Annotated in this window: 16 protein-coding genes; 7 read left to right on the top strand and 9 right to left on the bottom strand. The window is 70.6% G+C overall.

Translation table 11 applies throughout. The features are described from left to right. Positions 1-4: 4 nt before the first annotated feature. Positions 5-703 carry a helix-turn-helix transcriptional regulator gene (locus E3O44_RS02570; RefSeq protein ID WP_174775018.1) on the bottom strand — a complete coding sequence of 233 codons (699 nt, stop codon included), beginning with the start codon at positions 701-703 and terminating at the stop codon, positions 5-7. A gap of 123 nt (positions 704-826) precedes the next feature. On the opposite strand from E3O44_RS02570, the gene pepN reads away from it, so the two are divergent. From pepN to E3O44_RS02600, 5 genes are all read left to right on the top strand, one after another. Further along, positions 827-3,370: an aminopeptidase N gene (pepN, locus tag E3O44_RS02575; RefSeq protein ID WP_134532199.1), complete on the top strand. Its 2,544-nt coding sequence runs from the start codon at positions 827-829 to the stop codon at positions 3,368-3,370. Between the two features lie 180 nt (positions 3,371-3,550). Beyond that, positions 3,551-4,759 carry a mechanosensitive ion channel family protein gene (locus E3O44_RS02580; protein ID WP_241975971.1) on the top strand — a complete coding sequence of 403 codons (1,209 nt, stop codon included), beginning with the start codon at positions 3,551-3,553 and terminating at the stop codon, positions 4,757-4,759. Then, complete coding sequence (locus E3O44_RS02585; protein WP_420897910.1) at positions 4,752-5,237, top strand: globin; 486 nt, start codon at positions 4,752-4,754, stop codon at positions 5,235-5,237. Before E3O44_RS02580 ends, E3O44_RS02585 begins: the two co-directional genes overlap by 8 nt. A 582-nt stretch (positions 5,238-5,819) precedes the next feature. Next, positions 5,820-7,658, top strand: a complete 1,839-nt coding sequence (locus E3O44_RS02595; RefSeq protein ID WP_134532204.1) for an HNH endonuclease signature motif containing protein — start codon at positions 5,820-5,822, stop codon at positions 7,656-7,658. Between the two features lie 85 nt (positions 7,659-7,743). Beyond that, positions 7,744-9,450 carry an FAD-binding dehydrogenase gene (locus tag E3O44_RS02600; RefSeq protein WP_134532206.1) on the top strand — a complete coding sequence of 569 codons (1,707 nt, stop codon included), beginning with the start codon at positions 7,744-7,746 and terminating at the stop codon, positions 9,448-9,450. 358 nt (positions 9,451-9,808) lie between these two features. Here the strand turns inward: E3O44_RS02600 and E3O44_RS02605 are convergent, their stop codons facing one another. The 4 genes from E3O44_RS02605 to gabT all read right to left on the bottom strand — a co-directional run bounded on the left by E3O44_RS02605 (position 9,809) and on the right by gabT (position 15,507). Next, positions 9,809-11,197, bottom strand: a complete 1,389-nt coding sequence (locus tag E3O44_RS02605; RefSeq protein ID WP_134532208.1) for a flavin monoamine oxidase family protein — start codon at positions 11,195-11,197, stop codon at positions 9,809-9,811. Positions 11,198-11,252: 55 nt separating this feature from the next. Continuing rightward, positions 11,253-12,662: an NAD-dependent succinate-semialdehyde dehydrogenase gene (locus E3O44_RS02610; protein ID WP_241976045.1), complete on the bottom strand. Its 1,410-nt coding sequence runs from the start codon at positions 12,660-12,662 to the stop codon at positions 11,253-11,255. 167 nt (positions 12,663-12,829) lie between these two features. Continuing rightward, complete coding sequence (locus tag E3O44_RS02615) at positions 12,830-14,077, bottom strand: Glu/Leu/Phe/Val family dehydrogenase (RefSeq protein ID WP_241976047.1); 1,248 nt, start codon at positions 14,075-14,077, stop codon at positions 12,830-12,832. A gap of 65 nt (positions 14,078-14,142) precedes the next feature. After that, a complete protein-coding gene (gene gabT, locus E3O44_RS02620) occupies positions 14,143-15,507 on the bottom strand; it encodes a 4-aminobutyrate--2-oxoglutarate transaminase (RefSeq protein ID WP_134532213.1) in 1,365 nt (454 codons plus the stop codon). A 141-nt stretch (positions 15,508-15,648) separates the two neighbouring features. Between gabT and E3O44_RS02625 the strand changes: the two genes are divergently transcribed. Next, entirely contained in the window at positions 15,649-17,226 is a 1,578-nt protein-coding gene (locus E3O44_RS02625) for a PucR family transcriptional regulator (protein WP_134532215.1), read from the top strand. Positions 17,227-17,281: 55 nt separating this feature from the next. On the opposite strand, the gene E3O44_RS02630 is transcribed toward E3O44_RS02625, so the two are convergent. Further along, positions 17,282-18,154 carry a pentapeptide repeat-containing protein gene (locus E3O44_RS02630; RefSeq protein ID WP_134532217.1) on the bottom strand — a complete coding sequence of 291 codons (873 nt, stop codon included), beginning with the start codon at positions 18,152-18,154 and terminating at the stop codon, positions 17,282-17,284. A gap of 53 nt (positions 18,155-18,207) precedes the next feature. Continuing rightward, positions 18,208-18,885 (bottom strand): DUF8185 domain-containing protein, encoded by a 678-nt coding sequence (locus E3O44_RS02635; protein WP_134532219.1) that lies wholly within the window; start codon positions 18,883-18,885, stop codon positions 18,208-18,210. 67 nt (positions 18,886-18,952) lie between these two features. Between E3O44_RS02635 and E3O44_RS02640 the strand changes: the two genes are divergently transcribed. Then, positions 18,953-19,828: an acyl-CoA thioesterase gene (locus tag E3O44_RS02640; RefSeq protein ID WP_241975973.1), complete on the top strand. Its 876-nt coding sequence runs from the start codon at positions 18,953-18,955 to the stop codon at positions 19,826-19,828. A gap of 6 nt (positions 19,829-19,834) precedes the next feature. Here the strand turns inward: E3O44_RS02640 and E3O44_RS02645 are convergent, their stop codons facing one another. Together E3O44_RS02645 and E3O44_RS02650 are read right to left on the bottom strand one after the other, a co-directional pair. Further along, the gene (locus E3O44_RS02645) at positions 19,835-20,626 is read right to left on the bottom strand and encodes an anti-sigma factor family protein (protein WP_134532221.1); all 792 of its coding nucleotides are present in this window, start codon (positions 20,624-20,626) and stop codon (positions 19,835-19,837) included. After that, positions 20,623-21,159: a sigma-70 family RNA polymerase sigma factor gene (locus E3O44_RS02650; RefSeq protein ID WP_134532223.1), complete on the bottom strand. Its 537-nt coding sequence runs from the start codon at positions 21,157-21,159 to the stop codon at positions 20,623-20,625. Before E3O44_RS02650 ends, E3O44_RS02645 begins: the two co-directional genes overlap by 4 nt. Between the last annotated feature and the right edge of the window lie 109 nt (positions 21,160-21,268).

A 21,268-nucleotide genomic window follows, 5' to 3' on the forward strand; every position in this document is an offset into this window, starting at 1 on the left:
TCGCCTACCCCAGGTCGAGCCGTGTGACGACGCCGTACGGGATATCCAGGTCGTCCCTGGCCAACGGGCGGGGATCGGGCGTCTCGGCGGTCACCGACACGGACACGATCCGGTCGACGCGGAAGGCGCGCACGCCGTCGCGCAGCCGGCACCACCCCAGCAGGTACCAGTGCGTCGGAGACCCGACGTAGCCGAGCGGTTCGACGTCACGCCTGGTCAGGACGCCTTCCGTGTCCCGGTAGCCGAGTCGCAGCACCCGGCCGGTCGACAGGGCACTCGCCACGCTGTGCGGAACCGCCGGGAGCGGATGCCCGTCGCCGAGCAGGTGGATGCGCCCGGCCAGCTCCCGTGCGGCGCGCGCGTCGTCCCCCTGCATCGCGGCGAGCAGTTTGGGCAGGGCGGAGCGTGCGGCGGCCCGGAACGGCGTGTCCTCGAGCAGCCGGAGACCGACGGACAGGGCGACGGCTTCGTCCGGAGTGAGGTTGACCGGCGGGAGTGTCCGCCGTCCGTCCAGGCAATAGCCGCCGGTCCGGCCGGGCTCGGCCCAGATCGGCACCCCGGACTGCTGAAGTGCACTGATGTCGCGCTCGATCGTGCGCGAGCTGATCTCGAAGCGCCCGGCCAGCCACCCCGCACTGCGTGGCCGTGGTGCGACCGCTCGGAGTTCTTCCACGATCGCGTAGAGACGGTCGGTCCGGTTCACGCCAGCCACTCTAACGGTCGACGGCTACCAGGCAGGCACCGACGGTGCCGCCAGGGATCGGTAGGCTTAAGAGACGTGCGACCGGCGCCAGAAGCGCCGGTCGAAACTGAGATGGAGAAAACGTTGCCAGGAGAGAACCTCACCCGGATCGAAGCCCAGGAGCGCGCAGCGCTCGTCACTGTGCAGACGTACGCGATCAGCCTTGACCTCACGACGGGTCCCGAGACCTTCGCGAGCACCACGACGGTCGCCTTCACCGCGACCCCCGGTGCCTCGACGTTCATCGACGCGATCACGCGCACGGTGCACGCGGTGACCCTCAACGGAGTCGACCTCGACCCGGCAACCGTCAGTGACGGCATCCGCATTCAGCTCGACGGTCTCGAGGCCTCGAACACCCTCACCGTCGTCGCCGATGCCGAGTACACCAACACCGGTGAGGGCCTGCACCGTTTCGTCGACCCGGTCGACAACGAGGTCTACCTCTACAGCCAGTTCGAGGTGCCCGACTCGCGCCGTGTCTTCGCGGTCTTCGAGCAGCCCGACCTCAAGGCCACGTTCCAGTTCACCGTGACGGCGCCCGGCGCGTGGGAGGTCGTCTCCAACTCGGCGACGCCAGAGCCCACCGACGCCGGCAACGGCGCGAAGACCTGGGCCTTCGAGCCCACGCACACGATCTCGAGCTACATCACGGCGCTCATCGCCGGACCGTACGCGGTCATCCGCAGCGAGCTCACCTCGAGCGACGGCCGGATCATCCCCCTCGGCCTGTTCAGCCGCAAGAGCCTCTCCCAGTTCCTCGACGCCGACTACCTCTTCGAGAAGACCCGCCAGGGCTTCGCCTACTTCGAGGAGAAGTTCAACTACCCGTACCCCTTCAACAAGTACGACCAGCTCTTCGTGCCGGAGTTCAACGCGGGCGCGATGGAGAACGCCGGAGCCGTCACGTTCACCGAGACGTATGTCTTCCGCTCCAAGGTCACCGACGCCATCAAGGAACGCCGCGTCGTCACGGTGCTGCACGAACTCGCGCACATGTGGTTCGGCGACCTCGTCACGATGAAGTGGTGGAACGACCTGTGGCTCAACGAGTCCTTCGCCGAGTGGGCCTCGACCATCGCCACCGCCGAAGCGACCGAGTGGACAGAGGCCTGGACCACCTTCGCCGTGATGGAGAAGAGCTGGGCGTACAAGCAGGACCAGCTGCCGTCGACGCACCCCGTCGTCGCGACCATCACCGACTTCGATGACGTGCTCGTCAACTTCGACGGTATCACGTACGCCAAGGGCGGATCCGTTCTCAAGCAGCTCGTCGCCTGGGTCGGCCGCGACGAGTTCTTCGCCGGCGTCGCCTCCTACTTCGCCAAGCACCAGTGGGGCAACACCGAGCTGAACGACCTCCTCGTCGAGCTCGAGGCCTCCAGCGGCCGCGACCTGTCCGGCTGGGCGGCCAAGTGGCTCGAGACCGCGGGCGTCAACACCCTCCGCCCGGAGATCACCGTGGACGCCGCCGGGGTCATCACGGGCTTCGCCGTGCTGCAGAGCGCGACCGCCGAGTACCCGACGATCCGCCCGCACCGCCTCGCGATCGGGTTCTACGACCTCGTCAACGGCCAGCTCGTGCGCACCCACCGGGTCGAGATCGATGTCGACGGCGAGACGACGGATGTCGCCGAGCTCGTCGGCCGCGCCCGCCCGGCCCTCGTGCTCCTCAACGACGATGACCTCGCGTACGCGAAGATCCGGCTCGACCCGGCCTCGCAGGAGGTCGCCCTCGAGAACCTCGCCGCGATCGAGAGCCCGCTCGCCCGCGCCATCGTCTGGGGCGCCATCTGGGACGCGACCCGCGACGCCGAGACCGGTGCCCGCGACTTCGTGAGCCTCGTGCTCGGCAACATCGCGAGCGAGACCGAGTCGACCACCCTGCGCACCGTGCTCGGCCAGCTCGTGCTCGCCGCGAACTACTACGTCGCTCCCGCGTTCCAGGCCTCGATCCTCACCGAGGTCGGCGACGCGCTCTGGTCCCTCGCCCAGCACGCCGAACCCGGCAGCGACGCGCAGTTCCAGTTCGTGAAGTTCTTCGCATCCGTCGCAGAGACCGACAGCCAGCTCGCGAACGTCCAGGCGCTCCGGGACGGCAGCGTCCCGCTCGAGGGCCTCGAGATCGACACCGACCTCGCCTGGGAACTGCTCATCGCCCTCGCCGCCGGCGGCAAGGCCGGTCTCGCGGAGATCGACGCGGCCCACGCCGCGGACAACACCGCGACCGGCGCTCAGTCGGCCGCCCAGGCCCGCGCCGCACTCCCGACCGCGGAGGCCAAGCAGGCCGCCTGGGATTCCCTGATCGAGACCGACACCGCCCCGAACACGATCGTGCGCGTCACCGCGGCCGGGTTCCTGCGCGCCAACGACACGACCCTGCTCGAGCCGTTCGTCGACAAGTATTTCGCGATGCTGCAGCCGATCTGGGTCGCCCGCAGCTTCTCGATCGCGGAGAAGCTCATCATCGGCCTCTACCCGTCCCCGCTCGCCAACCAGGCGCTCGTCGAGGCGACCAGGGCCTGGCTCGATGCGAACCCCGAGCCCGTCGCGCTGCGTCGCCTCGTGATCGAGAACCTCGCGGGAGTGGAACGCTCCCTCGCGGCCCAGGCGCGCGACGCCGAGTAGCCACGGGCAACATCCGCACGCCGGACGGCCCCGCCCCTCACCGGGGCGGGGCCGTTGTGTTGTGGCGGGGCGCTCAGGGTTCGCCCGGGCGGCTCTCGGTAGACTCGGAGCGCTATGAACTGGGAAAACCTCTGGACTGAAATCGTAAAATACTTCTCGATAACACTCCCCCCGCAGCTCTTGGGAGTACTGGGAATCCTCGTCGTCGCCTACGCGGCGCACTGGATCCTGCAGTTCGTGATCCGTCGCGTGGTGATCCAGATCGTCACGGGCGTCAAGCGCACGCAGAAGGTCGACGACACCCGGGCACTCAACGTGTCCCCGGTCGCCGCCGTGCGCGTCGTGCAGCGCACCCGCACACTCGGCTCGGTGCTGACCAACATCGTCAACGTCCTCGTCGTGATCATTGCGGGCTTGATGATTCTGCAGGTGCTGGCGCCGAACATCCTCGGCTCGTTCGCGCTGCTCACGGCCGCGATCGGCGCCGGCCTCGGCTTCGGCGCGCAGAACATCGTCAAGGACATCCTGAACGGCCTGTTCATGGTTATGGAGGACCAGCTCGGCGTCGGCGACATCGTCGACACCGGGTTCGCGTCCGGCGTCGTGGAGACGGTCGGCATCCGCATCACGCAGATCCGCGACGTGAACGGCACGCTCTGGTTCGTGCGTAACGGCGAGATCCTCCGGGTCGGCAACATGTCGCAGGGCTGGGCCCGCGTCATCATCGACCTGCCCATCCCGTACAGCTCGGATGTCGAAGCCGTTCAGTCGGAAATGCTCCGGGTCGCGACGGCGCTCGCTTCGAGTCGCAAGTGGCGCTCGATCATCCTCGAGAAGCCCGAGATCTGGGGTCTCGAGTCGATCTCCGCCGAGGCGCTCGTCACCCGGCTCGCCGTCAAGGTGCGCGTATCGGCGAAGTGGGACTTCGCCCGTGACCTCCGCCTGCACCTCAAGCTCGCGCTCGACAGCCTCGGGGTCTCGCTCACGCCGCTCAACAGCGTCGTGATGACCGGTTCGGACGACGGCTCGGATGCGACGCCGCCCACGCACCCCGTCGACATCGCCGCTGTCGCCGCAGCCGCGGAGCCCGATCCGCTGCCGCACATCGACGCCGTTCCGCTCAAGAAGGCCCGGACCCCGCGCGGGCCCCGCAAGGCCAAGTCCGCTGTTCAGCACGAGGTCCCGGTCGAGGACGCCGCTCCCGGCGCGACCCAGCAGACCCCGGCGCCGCGCGCGCCCACGGCCCGAGCTCCTCGCACCCCAAAGGCTCCGACCAACGCAGTTCCAACTACTCCGCCAGCCCCGAATGCCCCGACGCCGGATGCCGCTCACCCGAGCCCGCCGACTCCCGAAACCGCCCCGAGCCCCGAGGGATCCCATGATGACTGACCCTGCCCAGCCACCGGCATCCGCCCCCGCCCCGACCCCGGTCGACCCCGCACTGCCCGCCAGGGTGCTGCTGCGCAACGGCGAGAACGGCGCCGCGATCGGGGCCTCGTTCTACGAGCAGGTCGGCGGGCGCCCGTTCTTCGAAAAGCTCGTCACCGAGTTCTACCGGGGAGTCGCCGGCGACCCGGTACTGAAGCCGATGTACCCGGAAGAGGACCTCGGCCCGGCGGCCGCGCGCCTCACCGGGTTCCTCGAGCAGTACTGGGGCGGCCCCGGCACCTACAGCGAACAGCGCGGGCACCCGCGGCTGCGCCAGCGGCACCAGCCGTTCAAGGTCAACCCGGACGCCCGCGATCGCTGGCTGCTGCACATGCGTGCCGCGGTCGACTCCGCAGAGTTGCCCGAGCTGCAGCGCACAGTGCTCTGGGACTACCTCGAGCGTGCGGCGCATGCCATGCTGAACACCTTCGACGACTGACCACACCCCCGCCCGGCCCCGGCACCGGCCCCAGCACCAGCACCAGCACCAGCACCAGCACCAGCCACCTTGGTCTCCACGGGCGGCGGTGTTCCGAATTCAGGAGTTGAGCCCGTTTTCGCCGACGGCATCCCGGAAATCTGCGGGCACTGGGTCGGCGCAAGGGTCATTCTCCTGAATTCGGGACCCTCCAGGTGGTCAATGCAGGAAATCTGAGTCCAGCCGTCTCCGGCGGCCGGGATCTCCCGGCAAGGCTGCGCGCGTCAGCCGCTTCTCCTGAGTAACCCACAGCCGCACCGTGGCACCAAGCCGGCTCCGGCGTCGGTCTCGTACGCGGGGTGGCCAACTCAGGAAATGTGTGCGCGGCGATTCCCAGCGGCGCGGAATCTCAGGGTTGTTCGCGCGCATCCGCCCGTTCTCCCCGAGTTAGCCCCCGCTCATCGAGACGGGTGGGTGGGCGACCGGGGTCGTTGTGGCGCACGCTGCGTCGGGCTTCTCCTCAACAGATACCTGATCAGGTGGAGTTTCCACAGACCTGAGGCATGCTCAGAGCATGTCAGTGGTCGGTCGTAACGTGGGGGCATGAGCAACCTCCCCGAGTCGCCTGCTTCACCCGATCAGCCGCACGGCGGTGCGTCTCTCCGTGCGTCCACCCCTGTGCTGGTGCCGGATGCTGTCGCGGCCTTGGGCAGGTCATCGGCCGACTACGACGCGCTCAACGACGAGCAGGTGCTCGCCGGGCAAGCGTTGATCGCAGATTCCCGGCGGGCGCTGGAGACGTGTGCCGCGTGGATGGCGGCGACCCTCGCCCGGCGGTCACGTCCTGAGCTCGGTGGGAAGGGCCTCGCGGCCCGGAAGGGCTTCCGGTCCGCGGAGGACCTGCTGCAGTCGATCTCGGGGTCGAGCAAGGGCGACGCAGTCAAGCTCCTCGGAGTGGGTCGGCTGGTGGCGGAGACTGACGCCGCCGAGAAGGCCGCCCGGGAAGCCGCCGAGGCCCAGAAGCTGCTCGACGAGACTCCGCCGCTCGACGGTGCTACTCCAGACCTGCCGCCGGTGCAACCGCCGATTTCTTCGGCCGCGGTGCCGCCCTGGCACGCCCCGATCGGCCGGGCCCTCGGTGAGGGCTGGCTCAGCGTGGAGAAAGCCGATGCGCTCCGCAAGGGTCTGGGCGACCTGGACAAAGCGATCACCCCCGAGAAACTCACCTCCGCCCTCGCCAGGCTCCTCACCGACGTACGAACCCTGAACGCCGACCAACTGTTCAAACGGGCCCGCCGGGTTCGGGACGTACTCGACGAGGCCGGCATCGCCGCCCGCGAGAAAGCCGCCTACGACGACCGGTCCCTGCGGTTCTACCGCCTCCACACCGGGCAGGTGCGCATGGTCGGCCTGTTCGCACCGGAAGATGGCGAATACCTGATGCAGACCTACGACGCCATCACCAGCCCCCGCCGCGGCGGGGTCAGGTTCGTGGACAAGGAACAGGCGGCGTGGGCCAAGCGCGTGCAAGACGACCCGCGCACGACCGAGCAGCTCACCGCGGACGCATTCGTCGCCCTGACCAAACTCGGCGTCAAAGCCGACCCGAAACGCATCGCCGGCGGCCGCAGCCCCGCCGTGCGCATGGTCACCATCCGCCCCCGGAACACCACCCCCAGCGGCAACGCACCGACCGGGACGGTATCGACCGGGACCGCACCCACCGGCGCCTCACAGTCCGGAACCACTCACATCGGGACCGCGCCCACGGGGACCGCACCCTCGAATACCGCACCCACCGAAAACACTCCCACCGGGGCCGCACCCATAAACACCGCACCGACCGGGACCACTCACATCGGGACGGCGTCTACCGGCACCGCAGAGGATAGAACGGACCCTGGCGACCCGACTCCAACCGCGGACGAACCCGTGGCCGATGCCAGGCCGATCCCCGGGACCGAGGCACCCGCGCTCCAGCCGGGCGTGATCGAGGGAACCGCGGTCACCGTCTCCACCGAAACCCTCGAACGCAACCTCTGCGACACCGGACTCCTCGACGTCACCTTCGACGATCAGGGCAGCGGCCTCGACCTCGGCCGCGAGCAACGCACCTTCAGCCCCGCCCAACGCACCGCCCTCGCCATCCGCGACGGCGGCTGCATGTGGCCCGGCTGCGACCGACCACCATCCTGGACCGAAACCCACCACATCGAGCACTGGAAAGACGACACCGGCGAAACCAACCTCGACGACGGCATCCTGCTCTGCCGGGCCGACCACCTCAGACTCCACAACGAACACTGGCGCATCACCCGAGACGACACCGGCCAGTACTCGCTCACCCCGCCACCCGGACTCGACCCCCGGCAGACGCCTATCCTCCTCACCAGCAAAAACGCGCTCACCCGGTGGCGCGAATCCGGGGAACCGCCCGGCTAGCATGGAGCCAGCTTCGCCTCAGGCGACGCCCCGCGGGCCCCGAAACGCATTCGGCTCCCGCTGCCCTTCTGACACTGGAGTCACGATGAGCACGGTTCCCCCGCACGCGACCGGCCCCCGAGCGGCATCCCCTCGCACCGATCCGAGCGAAGCCGACGTCATCGTCGTCGGGGCCGGTCTCGCTGGACTCGTCGCAACCGCGGAGCTCGTTGCCGCGGGTAAGCGCGTCATCCTGCTCGACCAGGAGCCGCCCGCCTCACTCGGCGGTCAGGCCTGGTGGTCGTTCGGCGGCCTGTTCCTCGTCGACTCGCCCGAGCAGCGCCGGCTCGGGGTGCACGACTCCGCGAGCCTCGCCCGCCAGGACTGGTTCGGCACCGCGGGCTTCGACCGTGAGGAAGACCTCTGGCCGCGCCGCTGGGCGGAGGCCTACCTGGACTTCGCCGCAGGCGAGAAACGCGCCTGGCTGCACTCCCGCGGCATCCGCTTCTTCCCGGTCGTCGGCTGGGCCGAACGCGGCGGCACGACGGCCCTCGGTCCCGGCAATTCCGTGCCCCGGTTCCACATCGTCTGGGGCACCGGCCCGGCGATTCTCGCACCGTTCATCGAGCGGGTGCGGGAGGGCGTGCGGTCCGGGCTCGTCACGGCCCTGCACCGCCGCAGGGTCGACGAGCTCCTCACCCATGACGGCGTCGTCGTCGGCGTGCGCGGCAGCATCCTCGCCCCGAGCGACGCGCCCCGGGGCGCACCCAGCTCCCGAGAGGTCGTCGGGGACTTCGAGCTGCGGGCATCCGCCGTCATCGTGACGAGCGGCGGCATCGGCGGCAATCCCGCGCACGTCCGCGCGCAGTGGCCGGCCCGGCTCGGCACCGCACCCCGGGAACTGCTGTCCGGCGTGCCCGCGCACGTCGACGGGCGGATGCTCGGCATCAGCGAACAGGCCGGGGCCCGGCTGATCAACGGGGACCGGATGTGGCACTACCCGGAGGGCGTCGGGAACTGGGACCCGGTCTGGGCGGCGCACGGCATCCGGATCCTGCCCGGTCCGTCCTCGCTCTGGCTCGATGCGACCGGGACCCGGCTGCCGGCGCCGCTGTTCCCCGGCTTCGACACCCTGGGTTCGCTCGAGTACATCCTGCGGACCGGCTACGAACACAGCTGGTTCGTGCTCACCCAGAAGATCATCGAGAAGGAGTTCGCGCTCTCCGGCTCCGAGCAGAACCCCGACCTGACCGGCAAGAACCTGGCCCTCCTCGCCAAACGGGTCACGAAGGGAGCCCCCGGCCCGGTCGAGGCATTCAAGAAGCACGGTGCAGACTTCGTCGTCGCCGACACCCTGCCCGACCTGCTCGCGGGCATGCGTCGGCTCTCCCCCGATGCTCCGTTGGACCTCGCCCAGGTCGAGCGCGAGATCCGCGCCCGCGACCGCGAGCTCGACAATGCCTTCACCAAGGATGCCCAGATCACGGCGATCCGCCAGGCCCGGCGCTACCGGGGCGACCGTCTCATCCGGGTGGCGAGCCCGCACCGGCTCCTCGACCCGCACACCGGCCCGTTGATCGCGGTCAAGCTGCACATCCTGACCCGGAAGAGCCTGGGCGGCATCGAGACCGACCTCTCCGCCCGCGCTCTCGGGCAGGACGGCACGCCCGTTCCCGGGCTCTATGCGGCCGGCGAGGCGAGCGGCTTCGGCGGCGGCGGCATGCACGGCTACCGCGCTCTCGAAGGCACCTTCCTCGGCGGATGCCTCTTCTCGGGGCGCACCGCGGGGCGCGCCGCCGCAGCCGCGCTCTAAGCGCCCACCCGTCACGGGAGCGTCGGCCCGTTCCGAGTCTCGCGGCGCACGGCCCACCTCGCGGCGCGCGCTCCGTCTCGCGGCGCGCACCTCGTCTCGCGGCGCACGGCCCATCTCGGAGTGCCCACCTCGCGTCGCGGCGCGCGCCGGAAGCGACGCCGCGAGATGAAAGACACGCCACGAAAACGGAATCACGCCACGACCACGCCGCGGTACAGCATCCGTCTCGGGGCGCGGCCTCCAGCTCGCGGCGCACGGCGCGTCTCGGAGTGCGCACCTCGCCTCGCGGCGCGCGCTGGAAGCGACGCCGCGAGACGTAGCCGACGCCGCGCACCGCGAGCCGGCGCCCGGCGGATGCCTAGTCCAGGACGCTCGTCAACGTCGCGACCGGCTCGAGCACCGCCGCGATCGCGGCAGCGGTGTCGCGGCCCATCCGGATCGCCCCGTCGACGTGCTGGTAGCCCTTGCCGGCCAGGTCGCTGCAGGAGAAGTGGATCGGCCCGACGGGGGTGCGCAGGTCCGCGCCGTAGCGGGCGAGGCCGCCGAGGTCGAAACTCGCGGCGTACGCGCCGCGGGTCCATTCCTCGTTGCCCCAGTCGCTCTCGTAGTAGACCGCCGGCGAGAGTGCCTTGTCCCCGAAGTAGTGCGAGAGCGAAAGCAGGATGCGGGCCCGGCGTTCCTCCGCGGGCAGCCGGAACACGGCATCCGCCGCCTCGTCGGAGACGAAGCCGACGAGGGTGCCGCGTCCGTCGCCGAAGGTGGTGTTGTCGTAGGCCTCGTGCACGAGTTCGTAGGGACTGAACGCGGTACCGGAGAGACCGTCCTCGCGCCAGAACGGGGTCTCGTAGACCGCGTGCACCTTGATCACGAGGCCCATCGAGAGGTGCTGGTGCAGCTGGTGCTGGCGTCGCGGCAAGGCGGGTTCGAACGAGATCCGGCTGAGCAGGGTCGGCGGAAGCGCAAGGATCGCCCGGCGGGCGTGCACCTCGAGCCCGTCGGTGACCGCGACGACACCCTCGTCGTCCCAGCGCAGGGTGCGCACCGGCTGGCCGAGGTGCACGTCGTCGCCGAGCTGCTCCGCGAGCAGCAGCGGGACCTGCTGGAGCCCGCCGACGACCCGCTCGTCGAGGATGAAGTCGGCGTCGACCAGGTTACTGAAGCTGCCGGCGCTCGCGGCCATCAGCAGGGCCTGCAGCGCGGAGAAGGCGTGCGCCGGCTTGGTCAGCATGGCGCCGGCGATGAACATCGCGACGTTGTCGCGGGCTTCCTGGTCCTCGGTCTGGGTGGCGAGCCAGCCGGCGAAGGAGATCCGGTCGAGCTCCACCGCCCGAGGGTGCGCCCACGGCCGGTCGGGGTCCACCTCGGCGACGAGCGCGTCGAGGGTCTCGATGAGTGCGACGATCTCGGCCTGGGTCTCCGGGGCGACCGGGAAGATCTCGCCCTCGAAGCGGGTGCGCACCCCGGAGTCGTTGATGTAGACGTTCTCGCCGGCACGGTACCGGGAGTAGGTTTCGAGACCGAGTTCGGCGAGGGTCTCCTTGAGCGCGTGCTGGTCCGGCGAAACCCACTGGCCGCCGATCTCGAGGGTCGCGCCCTCGATGTCCTCGGTCCACAGCCGGCCGCCGACCCGGTCGCGCGCTTCGAGCACGGCGACGGTGAGACCGGCCCGGCGCAGCGACGTTGCCGCGGTCAGTCCGGATGCCCCTGCGCCGATGATGACGACGTCACGGTCGATTCTGGTTGTCATGAAAACTCCTCCATACGTGGATGCTGCGAGGTCGTTCGAAAGTCGTGCGGGTCCCTCAGGATGCGGGGATCAGGGTGTACTTCGGGGACAGGTACTCGTGGATTCCCTCGAGTCCGCCCTCCCGGCCGAGCCCGGACTGCTTGACGCCGCCGAACGGCGCAGCGGCGTTGGACACGAGTCCCGTGTTGAGTCCCATCATGCCCGTGTCGAGCCCGGCGATCATCCGCTGGCCGCGGGCGATGTTCTCGGTGAAGACGTAACTGATCAGCCCGTACTCGGTGTCGTTGGCGAGGCGGATCGCCTCGTCCTCCTCCGTGAAGGTCACGATCCCCACGACGGGGCCGAAGATCTCCTGGCGGAGCAGGTCGCTGTCCGGCGCCACGTCGGTGAGCACGGTCGGAGCGTAGAAGGAGCCGGGCCCGTCCGGACGGAATCCACCGGTGAGGAGGGTCGCGCCGCGATCGATCGCGTCGCGCACGAGCCTCTCTGTGTTGGCGACGGCCGCGTCGTTCACGAGCGGGCCGATCGTCACCCCCGGCTCGGTGCCCCGGCCGATCCGGAGGTCTTCCACCCGCGCGACGAGACGACGCGCGAATTCGGCGGCGACGGATGCGTGGACGATGAACCGGTTCGCGGCCGTGCACGCCTGGCCGATGTTGCGGAATTTCGCGAGCATGGCGCCGTCGACGGCCCGGTCGAGATCCGCGTCGGCGAAGACCAGGAACGGGGCGTTGCCGCCGAGTTCCATCGAGGTGCGCAGCACGCCCTCCGCGGCCTGGCGGAGCAGCGCCCGGCCGACCCCGGTCGAGCCGGTGAAGCTGAGCTTCCGGAGCCGGGGGTCTGCGATCAAGGGTGCTGCGACCGTCGCGGAGTCCGAGGTCGTGATCACGTTGACGACTCCGGCGGGAACCCCCGCGTCTTCGAGCAGCTGGGCGAAGAGGAGAGTGGTGAGCGGGGTGAGTTCCGCGGGCTTGATCACGATCGTGCAGCCCGCGGCGAGCGCGGGGGCGATCTTGCGCGTCGCCATCGCGAGCGGGAAGTTCCACGGGGTGATCAGGAGGCACGGGCCGACCGGGCGCTGGGAGACGACCATCTGGCCGGTGCCCTCCGGCGCCTGCCCGTAACGCCCCCCGATCCGGACGGCCTCCTCGCTGAACCAGCGCAGGAACTCGCCGCCGTAGCCGACCTCGGCGCGGGCCTCGGCGAGCGGCTTTCCCATTTCGATCGTCATGAGCAGGGCGAAGTCCTCCCGGCGTTCCTGCAACAGGTCGAACGCGCGGCGCAGGATCTCGGCCCGCACCCGCGGCGCGGTCGCCGCCCAGGCGGGACCGGCAGCGACGGCGGCGTCGAGGGCGCGGCGGCCGTCTGCGACGTCCGCGTTGGCGATCCGCGTGAGCTCGAGCCCGGTCGCGGGGTCGACCACGATGATCGGCTCCCCGCTGCCGGGCTGCCAGGTGCCGTCGATGTAGAGACCGACGGGGACCCGGGCGAGGAGTTCGGCCTCCCGCTCGGTGCCGGCAGGGGTGTTCTCGCCGGCGGCGGGAGCCGGGGGGTGGTTCTCGGTGGTGAGACTGGTCACGGGTGTTCTCTTTCGGTCACGGTGCAGCTACGGCAGTTGGCGGCGATCGGGCGTCAGGGGTAGAGGCCGCGCAGGAGGTGGGCCTCGGCGACGCGTTCGACGGCGAGGACCGTCGCCGCTGCCCGCAGGGACAGGTCGCGGGAGGCCGCGGTCTCCACGACTTGCTGCCAGGCGGCGAGCATCCGCTCTTCGAGCTTCTGTTCGACCTCTGCGGCATTCCACCAGTAGGCCTGGTTGCCCTGCACCCACTCGAAGTAGGAGACGAGTACTCCCCCGGCGTTCGCGAGGATGTCGGGCACGACGAGCTGCCCGTTCGCGGCGAAGATCCGGTCGGCGGCCGGGGACGTCGGGCCGTTCGCGCCCTCGACGATCACGCGGGCCGTGACGCGGGCCGCGTTCCCGGCGTGCAGAACGCCCTCGACCGCGGCGGGGACCAGCAGGTCGACGTCGAGCTCGAGCAGGGCGTCGCCGTCGAGCGGGTCTGCCCCGGCGAAGCCGACGACCCGGCCGGTCGCGGCGACGTGCGCGTCGAGCCCGGCGAAGTCGATGCCGCGCTCGTTGTAGACGGCCCCGTACTGGTCGCTGACCGCGATGACCCGCACCCCGGCGTCCGCGAGGAACACGGCGGCGTCGTGGCCGACCTTGCCGAAGCCCTGCACGGCCGCTGTCGCGCCGTAGGGGGTGATGCGGCGGTGCCGGAGGGCGGCGAGTGCGACGTGGGTCACGCCGCGGCTGGTCGCGCTCGCCCGGCCGTGTGAACCGCCGAGGCTGATCGGCTTGCCGGTGACGATCCCGGGCACGGTGTACCCGACGTTGACGGAGTATGTGTCCATCATCCAGGCCATGGTGCGCTCATCGGTGCCGATGTCGGGGGCGGGGATGTCCTTCTCCGGGCCGATGATCGGCAGGATCTCGCTCGTGTACCTGCGGGTGACGCGCTCGAGTTCGGGAAGCGAGAACTCGCGCGGATCGATCGTCACGCCGCCCTTGGCGCCCCCGTACGGCACGTCGAGCAGGGCGCATTTCCAGGTCATCCACATGGCGAGGGCGCGCACCTCGTCGAGGGTCACGTGCGGGCTGTAGCGCAGGCCGCCCTTGGCCGGGCCGCGGGAGAAGTTGTGCTGCACCCGGTAGCCGGTGAACAGGCGGGTGCTGCCGTCGTCCCGGCGCAGCGGAACGGCGACGGTGAGCTCACGGCGCGGGGTCGCGAGCAGTGCGTGCAGGCCCTCCGGGTAGCCGAGCAGGGCCACGGCGTCGCTCAGCTGCGAGCGGGCGTCGACGAGCGGCGTGGCAAGCGGCATGGCGAGTGCGGGGCGGATGCCCGCTGCCGCGCTGGTCAGCACGGCCGGCCGGGCCTCGAGCAGGCTCATGCGTTCGCCAGCGCGTGGGCGACGACCTGGAGGCCCTCGACGAGGAGGTCATCCGAGATACTGAGCGGCGGCAGGAACCGGATCACGTTCCCGTAGGTTCCGCAGGTGAGGACGATGACGCCCTGCGCGTGGGCGGCGGCCGCGACGCGGGAGGTGAGGGCGGCATCCGGTTCGCCCGTCGCCGAGTCGACCAGTTCGATCGCGATCATGGCGCCGCGGCCGCGCACGTCGCCGACCCGCTTGTCGAAGGCGCGGATGGCGTTCAGCCGGCCGGTGAGGATCGTGCCGATCTCGCGGGCGCGCTGGACGAGGTTCTCGCTCTCGTAGGTGTCGAGGGTGGCGAGGGCCGCCGCGCAGGCGAGGGGGTTGCCGCCGTAGGTGCCGCCGATGCCGCCGGCCTGCGGGGCGTCCATGATCTCGGCGCGTCCCGTGACCGCGGAGAGCGGGAGGCCCCCGGCGATGCCCTTGGCCATCACGATCAGGTCGGGGACGATGTCCTCGTGGTCGCACGCGAACATCGCGCCGGTGCGGGCGAAGCCGGTCTGGACCTCGTCGGCGATGAAGACGACCCCGTTGGCGCGGCACCAGGCCAGGAGGGTGGCCAGGAAGCCCGCGGCCGGGACGATGAAGCCGCCCTCGCCTTGGATGGGTTCGATGATGAGAGCCGCGAGGTTCTCCGCGCCGATCTGCTTCTCGATCTGGGAGATGGTGCGCTTGGCGGCGACGACGCCGTCGAGGCCGCCGTCCCGCAGCGGGTAGGACATCGGCGCCCGGTACACCTCGGCGGCGAATGGGCCGAAGCCGTTCTTGTACGGCTGGTTCTTCGCGGTGAGGCTCATGGTCAGCGTGGTGCGGCCGTGGTAGGCGTGGTCGAAGGCGACGACGGCCTGCCTGCCGGTGTAGTGCCTGGCGATCTTCACGGCGTTCTCCACGGCCTCGGCGCCGGAGTTGAACAGGGCGGTGCGCTTGGCGTGGTCTCCGGGGGTGATCCGGTTGAGTGTCTCGGCGACCTCGATGTAGGAGTCGTACGGGGCGACGGTGAAGCAGGTGTGGGTGAACTGGGCGAGCTGGGCGGCGACGGCCTCGACGACCCGGGGTGCACTGTTGCCGACACCGGTCACGGCGATGCCGCTGCCGAGGTCGATCAGGGAGTTCCCGTCGATGTCGACGAGCACGCCTCCTCCGCCGGCGACGATGTAGACGGGCAGGGTCACGCCGACGCCCGCGGAGACCGCGGCGGTCTTGCGGGCCTGCAGGGCCTGCGACTTCGGGCCGGGGATGCTGGTGACGAGGCGGCGTTCCTGCGGAAGGGACGGACCGCCGACGGGAACGGTGGTGGGCGGGGATGCGACGAGGGTCATGGCTGCTCCAGTTCGTAACCGAGGTGCATCGACCGGGCGGCGTCGATGTCAGGTGCCATGGTAGGCAGGGCGCCGACCGCGGCGCGCTCGCCGAACTGTACAGATTGGTGGCGAGGTTTCGACACGTTGTACACTCGGCGCATGTCCCCGCCCACCGCACCGCCGCCGCTGCCCGGGCTGCGCCGCCTGCTCGGCCAGCCGGACCTGGGGCTGCGCCTGCTCACTCCGGAGGCCGGGCTGCCGCCGTACGCCCTCGACCAGCCCGTCGAATGGGTGCACAGCTCCGACCTCGCCGACCCGACCCCGTTCCTGTCGGCGCACCAGATGCTGCTGACGACCGGGCGCCAGTTCGCGGAAGTCCTCACGGACGCGTTCTATGTCGACTACGTGACCCGGCTGCGCGACCGCGGCATCGTCTGCCTCGGCTTCGGCACGGAGGTCCTCCGCTCCGGCACCCCGGACGCGCTCGTCGCGGCCTGCCAGTCGCGCGGACTCCCCCTCGTCGAGGTCCCGTACGAAACGCCGTTCATCGCCGTCGCGCGGGCGGCCGGCGACCTGGTCGCCGAGCTCCGCTACGCCCGGAACACCTGGGCGCTCGGTGCCCAGCGGGCGATCGCGCTCGCTGCGCTCCGACCGGACGGGCTCAGCGCGACCCTCAGCGAGCTCTCCCGCCAGCTCGGCCACTGGGTCGCGCTCTTCGACATGAGCGGAGCGCTCGACCGGGTCTTCCCCCGGGACACCTTCGCCGGGGCATCCGCTTCACGCGGTGCGCTCGACCGGGTGCAGCGCGAGGCGGCCCAGCTGATCCGGCGCGGGCAGCGGGCCAGTACCTCCGTCTCGACCGGCGGAGAGACGCTCTCCCTGCAGACCCTCGGGCGACGGGACCAGCTGCGCGGGGTGCTCGCGCACGGCGGTCCCGGTGAGCTCGACCAGGCCAGTCAGGAGGTCGTGACGAGTGTGATCGCGCTCGCCGGGCTCGCGCTCGAGCAGAACAGTGCGCTCGACCGGGCACGCGGGCTCCTCCGCTCCGGTCTGCTGCACGCGCTCCTCGGGGGTGACATCGACCTCGTGCAGGCGACCTCCGGCGAGATGTGGGGGCCGCTCCCGTTCGAGCCGGTTCGGGTCGCCGTGACCGACCCCGCTCCCGAACGGCTCGACGCCCTCACCGAGTTCCTCGAGCTCCGGGTCGAGGAAAGCCCGGGACATCTCTTCTTCGCGCGCCAGGGCGGCCTCGTGGTCCTGTGCCTCGATGCGGGTGCCGGCCCCCTGCTCGACGAACTCGTCGGCTTCGGGCTGCACCTCGGGCTCTCCGACCGCGCGAGGTACCGTGAGCTGCCGCACGCGCTCGCCCAGGCGAGGCAGGCCCTCGAACGCTCACACGAGGGCGCGCCCGGCATCGTCGAGTTCGACGTGATCTCACGGCAGGGCGTTCTCGCCTTCCTCGCCAGAACGGATGCCTCGGAAGTCGGCCGGGCGACGCTCGAGCCCCTCGCCGCGCACGACGCCGTCCACGCCACCGACCTCATCCACACGCTGCGGGTCTGGCTCGAGCACAACGGTAAGTTCGGACCGGCGGCCACGGAACTCGGCGTGCACCGGCACACGGTACGGGCCAGGGTGAGCCAGGCGGAGGCTCTGCTCGGCCGGGACTTCGGCACCTTCCATGCGCGCGCCGACATCTGGGCGGCACTGCTCGCATCCGGCGACGACGCCGGCTGACCGCGTGAGCACGTGAGCACGTGAGCGCCTGAGGTCACGGGCGCCGGGCATCCGCTCACCGGCGGTTTCGCGACCAGTGCGCGGGACGGGCGAAGCCGGGAGGCAGCAGGGTGAGGCCGTCGCCCCGGGCGCTGCTGACCTGCATCTGGGTCAGGTAGATCGCTCCGGCGAGGTCGGCGCCCGCGACGTTCGCGTCGCGCAGGTCGACACCGAGGAGGTCGCAGTGCGAGAGCAGGGCTCCGCTGAGGTCCGCGCCGATGAGGAGGGAGCCGCGCAGGGTCAGCCCACGAAGGTCCACACCGGCGAGGGCCCCGCCCGCCAGGTCCTTCCCCGGGCCGAGCCGGCGCCGAACGCCCCGATCAGGGAGCCCGCGGAGGACGCCCCTGCGCGCGTCCTCGCTCGCCTGGAGCAGCAGCGGGCGGGCGGCGGAGTATTCCGCGTCGACGTCGAGGCCCAGGAGCCGGTCCGGCTGCTCCCGGCTGAGCGCGCTGACGCGATCAAAGCGGGACAGCAGCGGAGTCGCATCCCCGGTCTCCCCGGTCTCCCCGACGAGAACGATCGCCTGCTCGAGGTACCAGAGGAGTTCGTGCAGCCGCCGCACGATCGGGAAGGTCGCGAACATGGCGGTCCTGGTGGCCGGATCGGATCGCCAGGACCGGCCCTCGAAGGTGTGCTGCGAGACCTTCTGGCCGGCACCGAAGCAGTCGAACACCGTGCAACCGACGAACCCCCTGGGGCGCAACTCAGTGTGCACGCGGCACGCGTCGTGGTCGTCGAGGTTCTCGCAGGGATCGCCGGCCGGCTTGTCGAACGGGAAGTCTGCGGACCTCGCGAAGGCCAGGGCGACGCAGCAGAGACCGAAGCACCTGGCGCAGTCGGCGCCCAGGTCCTCCCGGCGCCCGAGCTCAACCCTGGTTCGTTCCCTCATCGCGTTCATCGTAGTTCATGGTCCGGGCCGGACCCCGGCATACGAGTGCGCGATCAGGCGCGCAGCGACCAGGGCTTGCGACGCACGAGGATGTGGCCGCGGCTCGTGCTGAGCCGGGTCCACGGCCCGGTCTCGAAGAGACGCACCGGTTCGTCCTTCGGCAGGAAGCCGAGGCTCACCGCTGCGAACGCCGCACCGGCGGGGACGATCTCGAGTCCGGCGATCGGGCGACCCCACACCTCGGCGCGCACCCGCTGCACGACCTGGGCACCCGAATCCCGCGGCACGGTGGCGGCGACCTCGTCGATACCGGCGGCCGCAGCGGACGTCAGGAGCGCGGCATCCGTCTCGCCGAGCAGTTTCCAGCCGCCCCGGGGCGGGGAGATGCCGGCCCAGGTCACGGTCGTGACCTCGAGGGGAACGGTCACCGCGACGGGGGCCTCCTGGTCGTTGCCCGCGGCGGCGAGGCGGGCGACCCGGTCGAGCAGGGAACGCACCGGCACGACGGCGTCGAGGTCGACGGGGGCGTCGAGGCCGAAGGCGCGCAGGCCCAGCACGGTCGGGCTCCCGTCGAGGAGTCCGCGCGGGTAGAGGATCGCGGAGTACACCGCGAGCGCCCCCGCGGCCGAAATCAGGCGCACCGAACCGTCCTCGATGCGGCTGGCGCGCGACAGGTAGACCTGCAGATCGCTGAGGGCATAGGAATCCGTGAGAATAAATGACTGGCTCATCTGCTCCTAAACTACCAAGGTACGGCGAGGCCCATATCGCCTTCGCGAGAACGAACGAGGAGGACGCATGGACATGCCGATGGAGGGTCTCTTGAACGCCCTCGACCTGACGGATACCGGGGCGCGAACGAGCGAAGACATCTTCACCGGCCCGTCGCAGTGGATGCCCCTCGGCCGGGTGTTCGGCGGACAGGTTCTCGCGCAGTCCCTGGTCGCCGCGATGCGCACCGTTCCGGACGACCGTCACCCGCACTCGATGCACGGCTACTTCCTGCGTCCCGGCGACGTCAGCCAGCCGATCACCTTCTCCGTGGACCGGATCCACGACGGCCGCTCGTTCTCAACCCGGCGCACACAGGCCTACCAGAACGGCAACCCGATCCTCTCGATGATCGCCTCCTTCCAGGACGACGACGAGGGCCTCGAACACCACATCGACATGCCGGCCGGGTTGCCGGATCCGGAGTCGCTGCCAACCGCCGCCGAGTCCCTCGCCCAGGTCGACCACACGATCGCCCGCTACTGGGCGAGCGAACGCCCCTTCGACATGCGGCACGTGCCCTCGCCGATCTACCTGCAGGTCTCGGGCGAGCACACCAGCCACCAGGCGGTCTGGATGAAGACCCTCGGCCCGCTCCCCGACGACCCCGACCTGCACCGCGCCGCCCTCGCATACGCGAGCGACTACTCGATCATGGAGCCGGTCATGCGCCGCCACGGCATCGCCTGGGCGACACCGGGACTCAAGGTCGCCAGCCTCGACCACGCGATGTGGTTCCACCGCTTCGGGCGTGTCGACGAGTGGATGCTCTACGTGCAGGATTCCCCGACGGCCCAGGGCGGCCGCGGCCTCTCCACCGGCAGCATCTACAGCCGTGAAGGCCTCCTGCTCGCGACCGTCGCCCAGGAAGGCATGGTCCGCGTTCCCGCGAACCACGACTAGGGGCGGTTACCCAGCCGGCTGCCGTGCCGGCTCGGCAGCGAGCAGCACGACACCGGCCGGCTGCAGGCGGATGTCCACGGACGCGATGTCGCCGGCGTCCAGTTTCGTGGTGCCCGCGACAGGAACCGTCATCCCCGGCCCCGCGAGCCAGCTCGCCACTTGCGTCGCCTCCCCGGTGCGGTCCGTGACGAACATCGCGTACGCGCGTTCCGATCCGGGGGTGGCACCTCCGGGTGTGGCGCCTCCGGGGGTGGGTCCGGCGCCGTCCCCGGGCGCGCCGTAGCTGCAGGAGCCGTCGATGCGGGTGCCGCCGGCCTGGGCGACGATGCGGACATCCGCGCTCAGCGGGTTCGGGACGACCTGGAGCAGGGTGACGAGCTCTCCGAGGGGTTCCGTCGTCCCGACGGGGGCGAGCCGGGCCGGCAGCACGATCGCAACGGTCGCCGCGACGGCCGCGACCGCCAGCAGGAGCCCCGCCTGCAGCATCCGCCCGCGACGCCGACGCCGGCGCGCGGCCGTGAGCAGGCGCGGCAGGCTGTCCGGCCTGGGCGGGGTTTCCGGAGACTCTGCGGTGGCCAGCACCTCGTCGATCGGGACGAGGCCGAGGAGACCGGGGATCCCGGCGACCTCGGACACCCGCAGGGCGCAGTCGGCGCAGGTGCGCAGGTGGCGTTCGTAGTCGTGGCGATCCTCCGCCCCCAGGGCACCGAGCACATATGCGGCATCCCACTCGGCGTAGGGGTCGCGCCCGGCTCCCGCAGAGCCTGAGCCTGCAGCGCCGGATCCTGTCGTGTTCATCGCTCGGTCACTCCCCTCTCGGTGAGGCTCAGGCGCATGGCACGCAGGGCGTAGTGCAGGCGCGACTTCACTGTGCCTTCCGGGATGTCGAGGGAGCGCGCGGTCTCGGCGACCGTCTGGCCACGGTAGTAGGCGCAGACGACGACGGCCCGGTGGTCGCTCGAGAGGCCGTCGAGGGCATCCGCCACCAGCCAGGCATCGAGGAGGGCGGCCGTCGCATCCGTCGTCAGCCGCTCGGGAAGTTCGTCGGTGCTGATCTCGTGCCGGTTCCTGGCCGAGCGCCATTCGTCGATGACGAGGTGGCGGGCGACGGTGAAGAGCCAGGCGCGCGCGGACTCAGCGTCGTCGAGCACCCGGGGCAGCCGCCAGGCGCGCAGCAGGGTCTCCTGCACGACATCGTCGGCGAGTGCGGAATCCCCCGTCAGCCGGGACACGTACCGGTGGAGTGCCACGGCGTGCGCGTCGTGCAGGGCGCGCAGCAGGTCGGCACGCGCGTCGACGGGCCGTTCCCCGCGTCCAGCTTTCTGCACCACGGCGCACCTCCTCTCGTTAACACGGGATCACCGAGCCATTCGTTCAGTCGCCGTCGAATTTCCTCGACGATGATTGAACCGATGGCCGCGCGTTCTCGTAGTAACTAGT

It is taken from the genome of Cryobacterium algoricola (assembly GCF_004402485.1).
Taxonomy (GTDB): Bacteria; Actinomycetota; Actinomycetes; order Actinomycetales; family Microbacteriaceae; genus Cryobacterium; species Cryobacterium algoricola.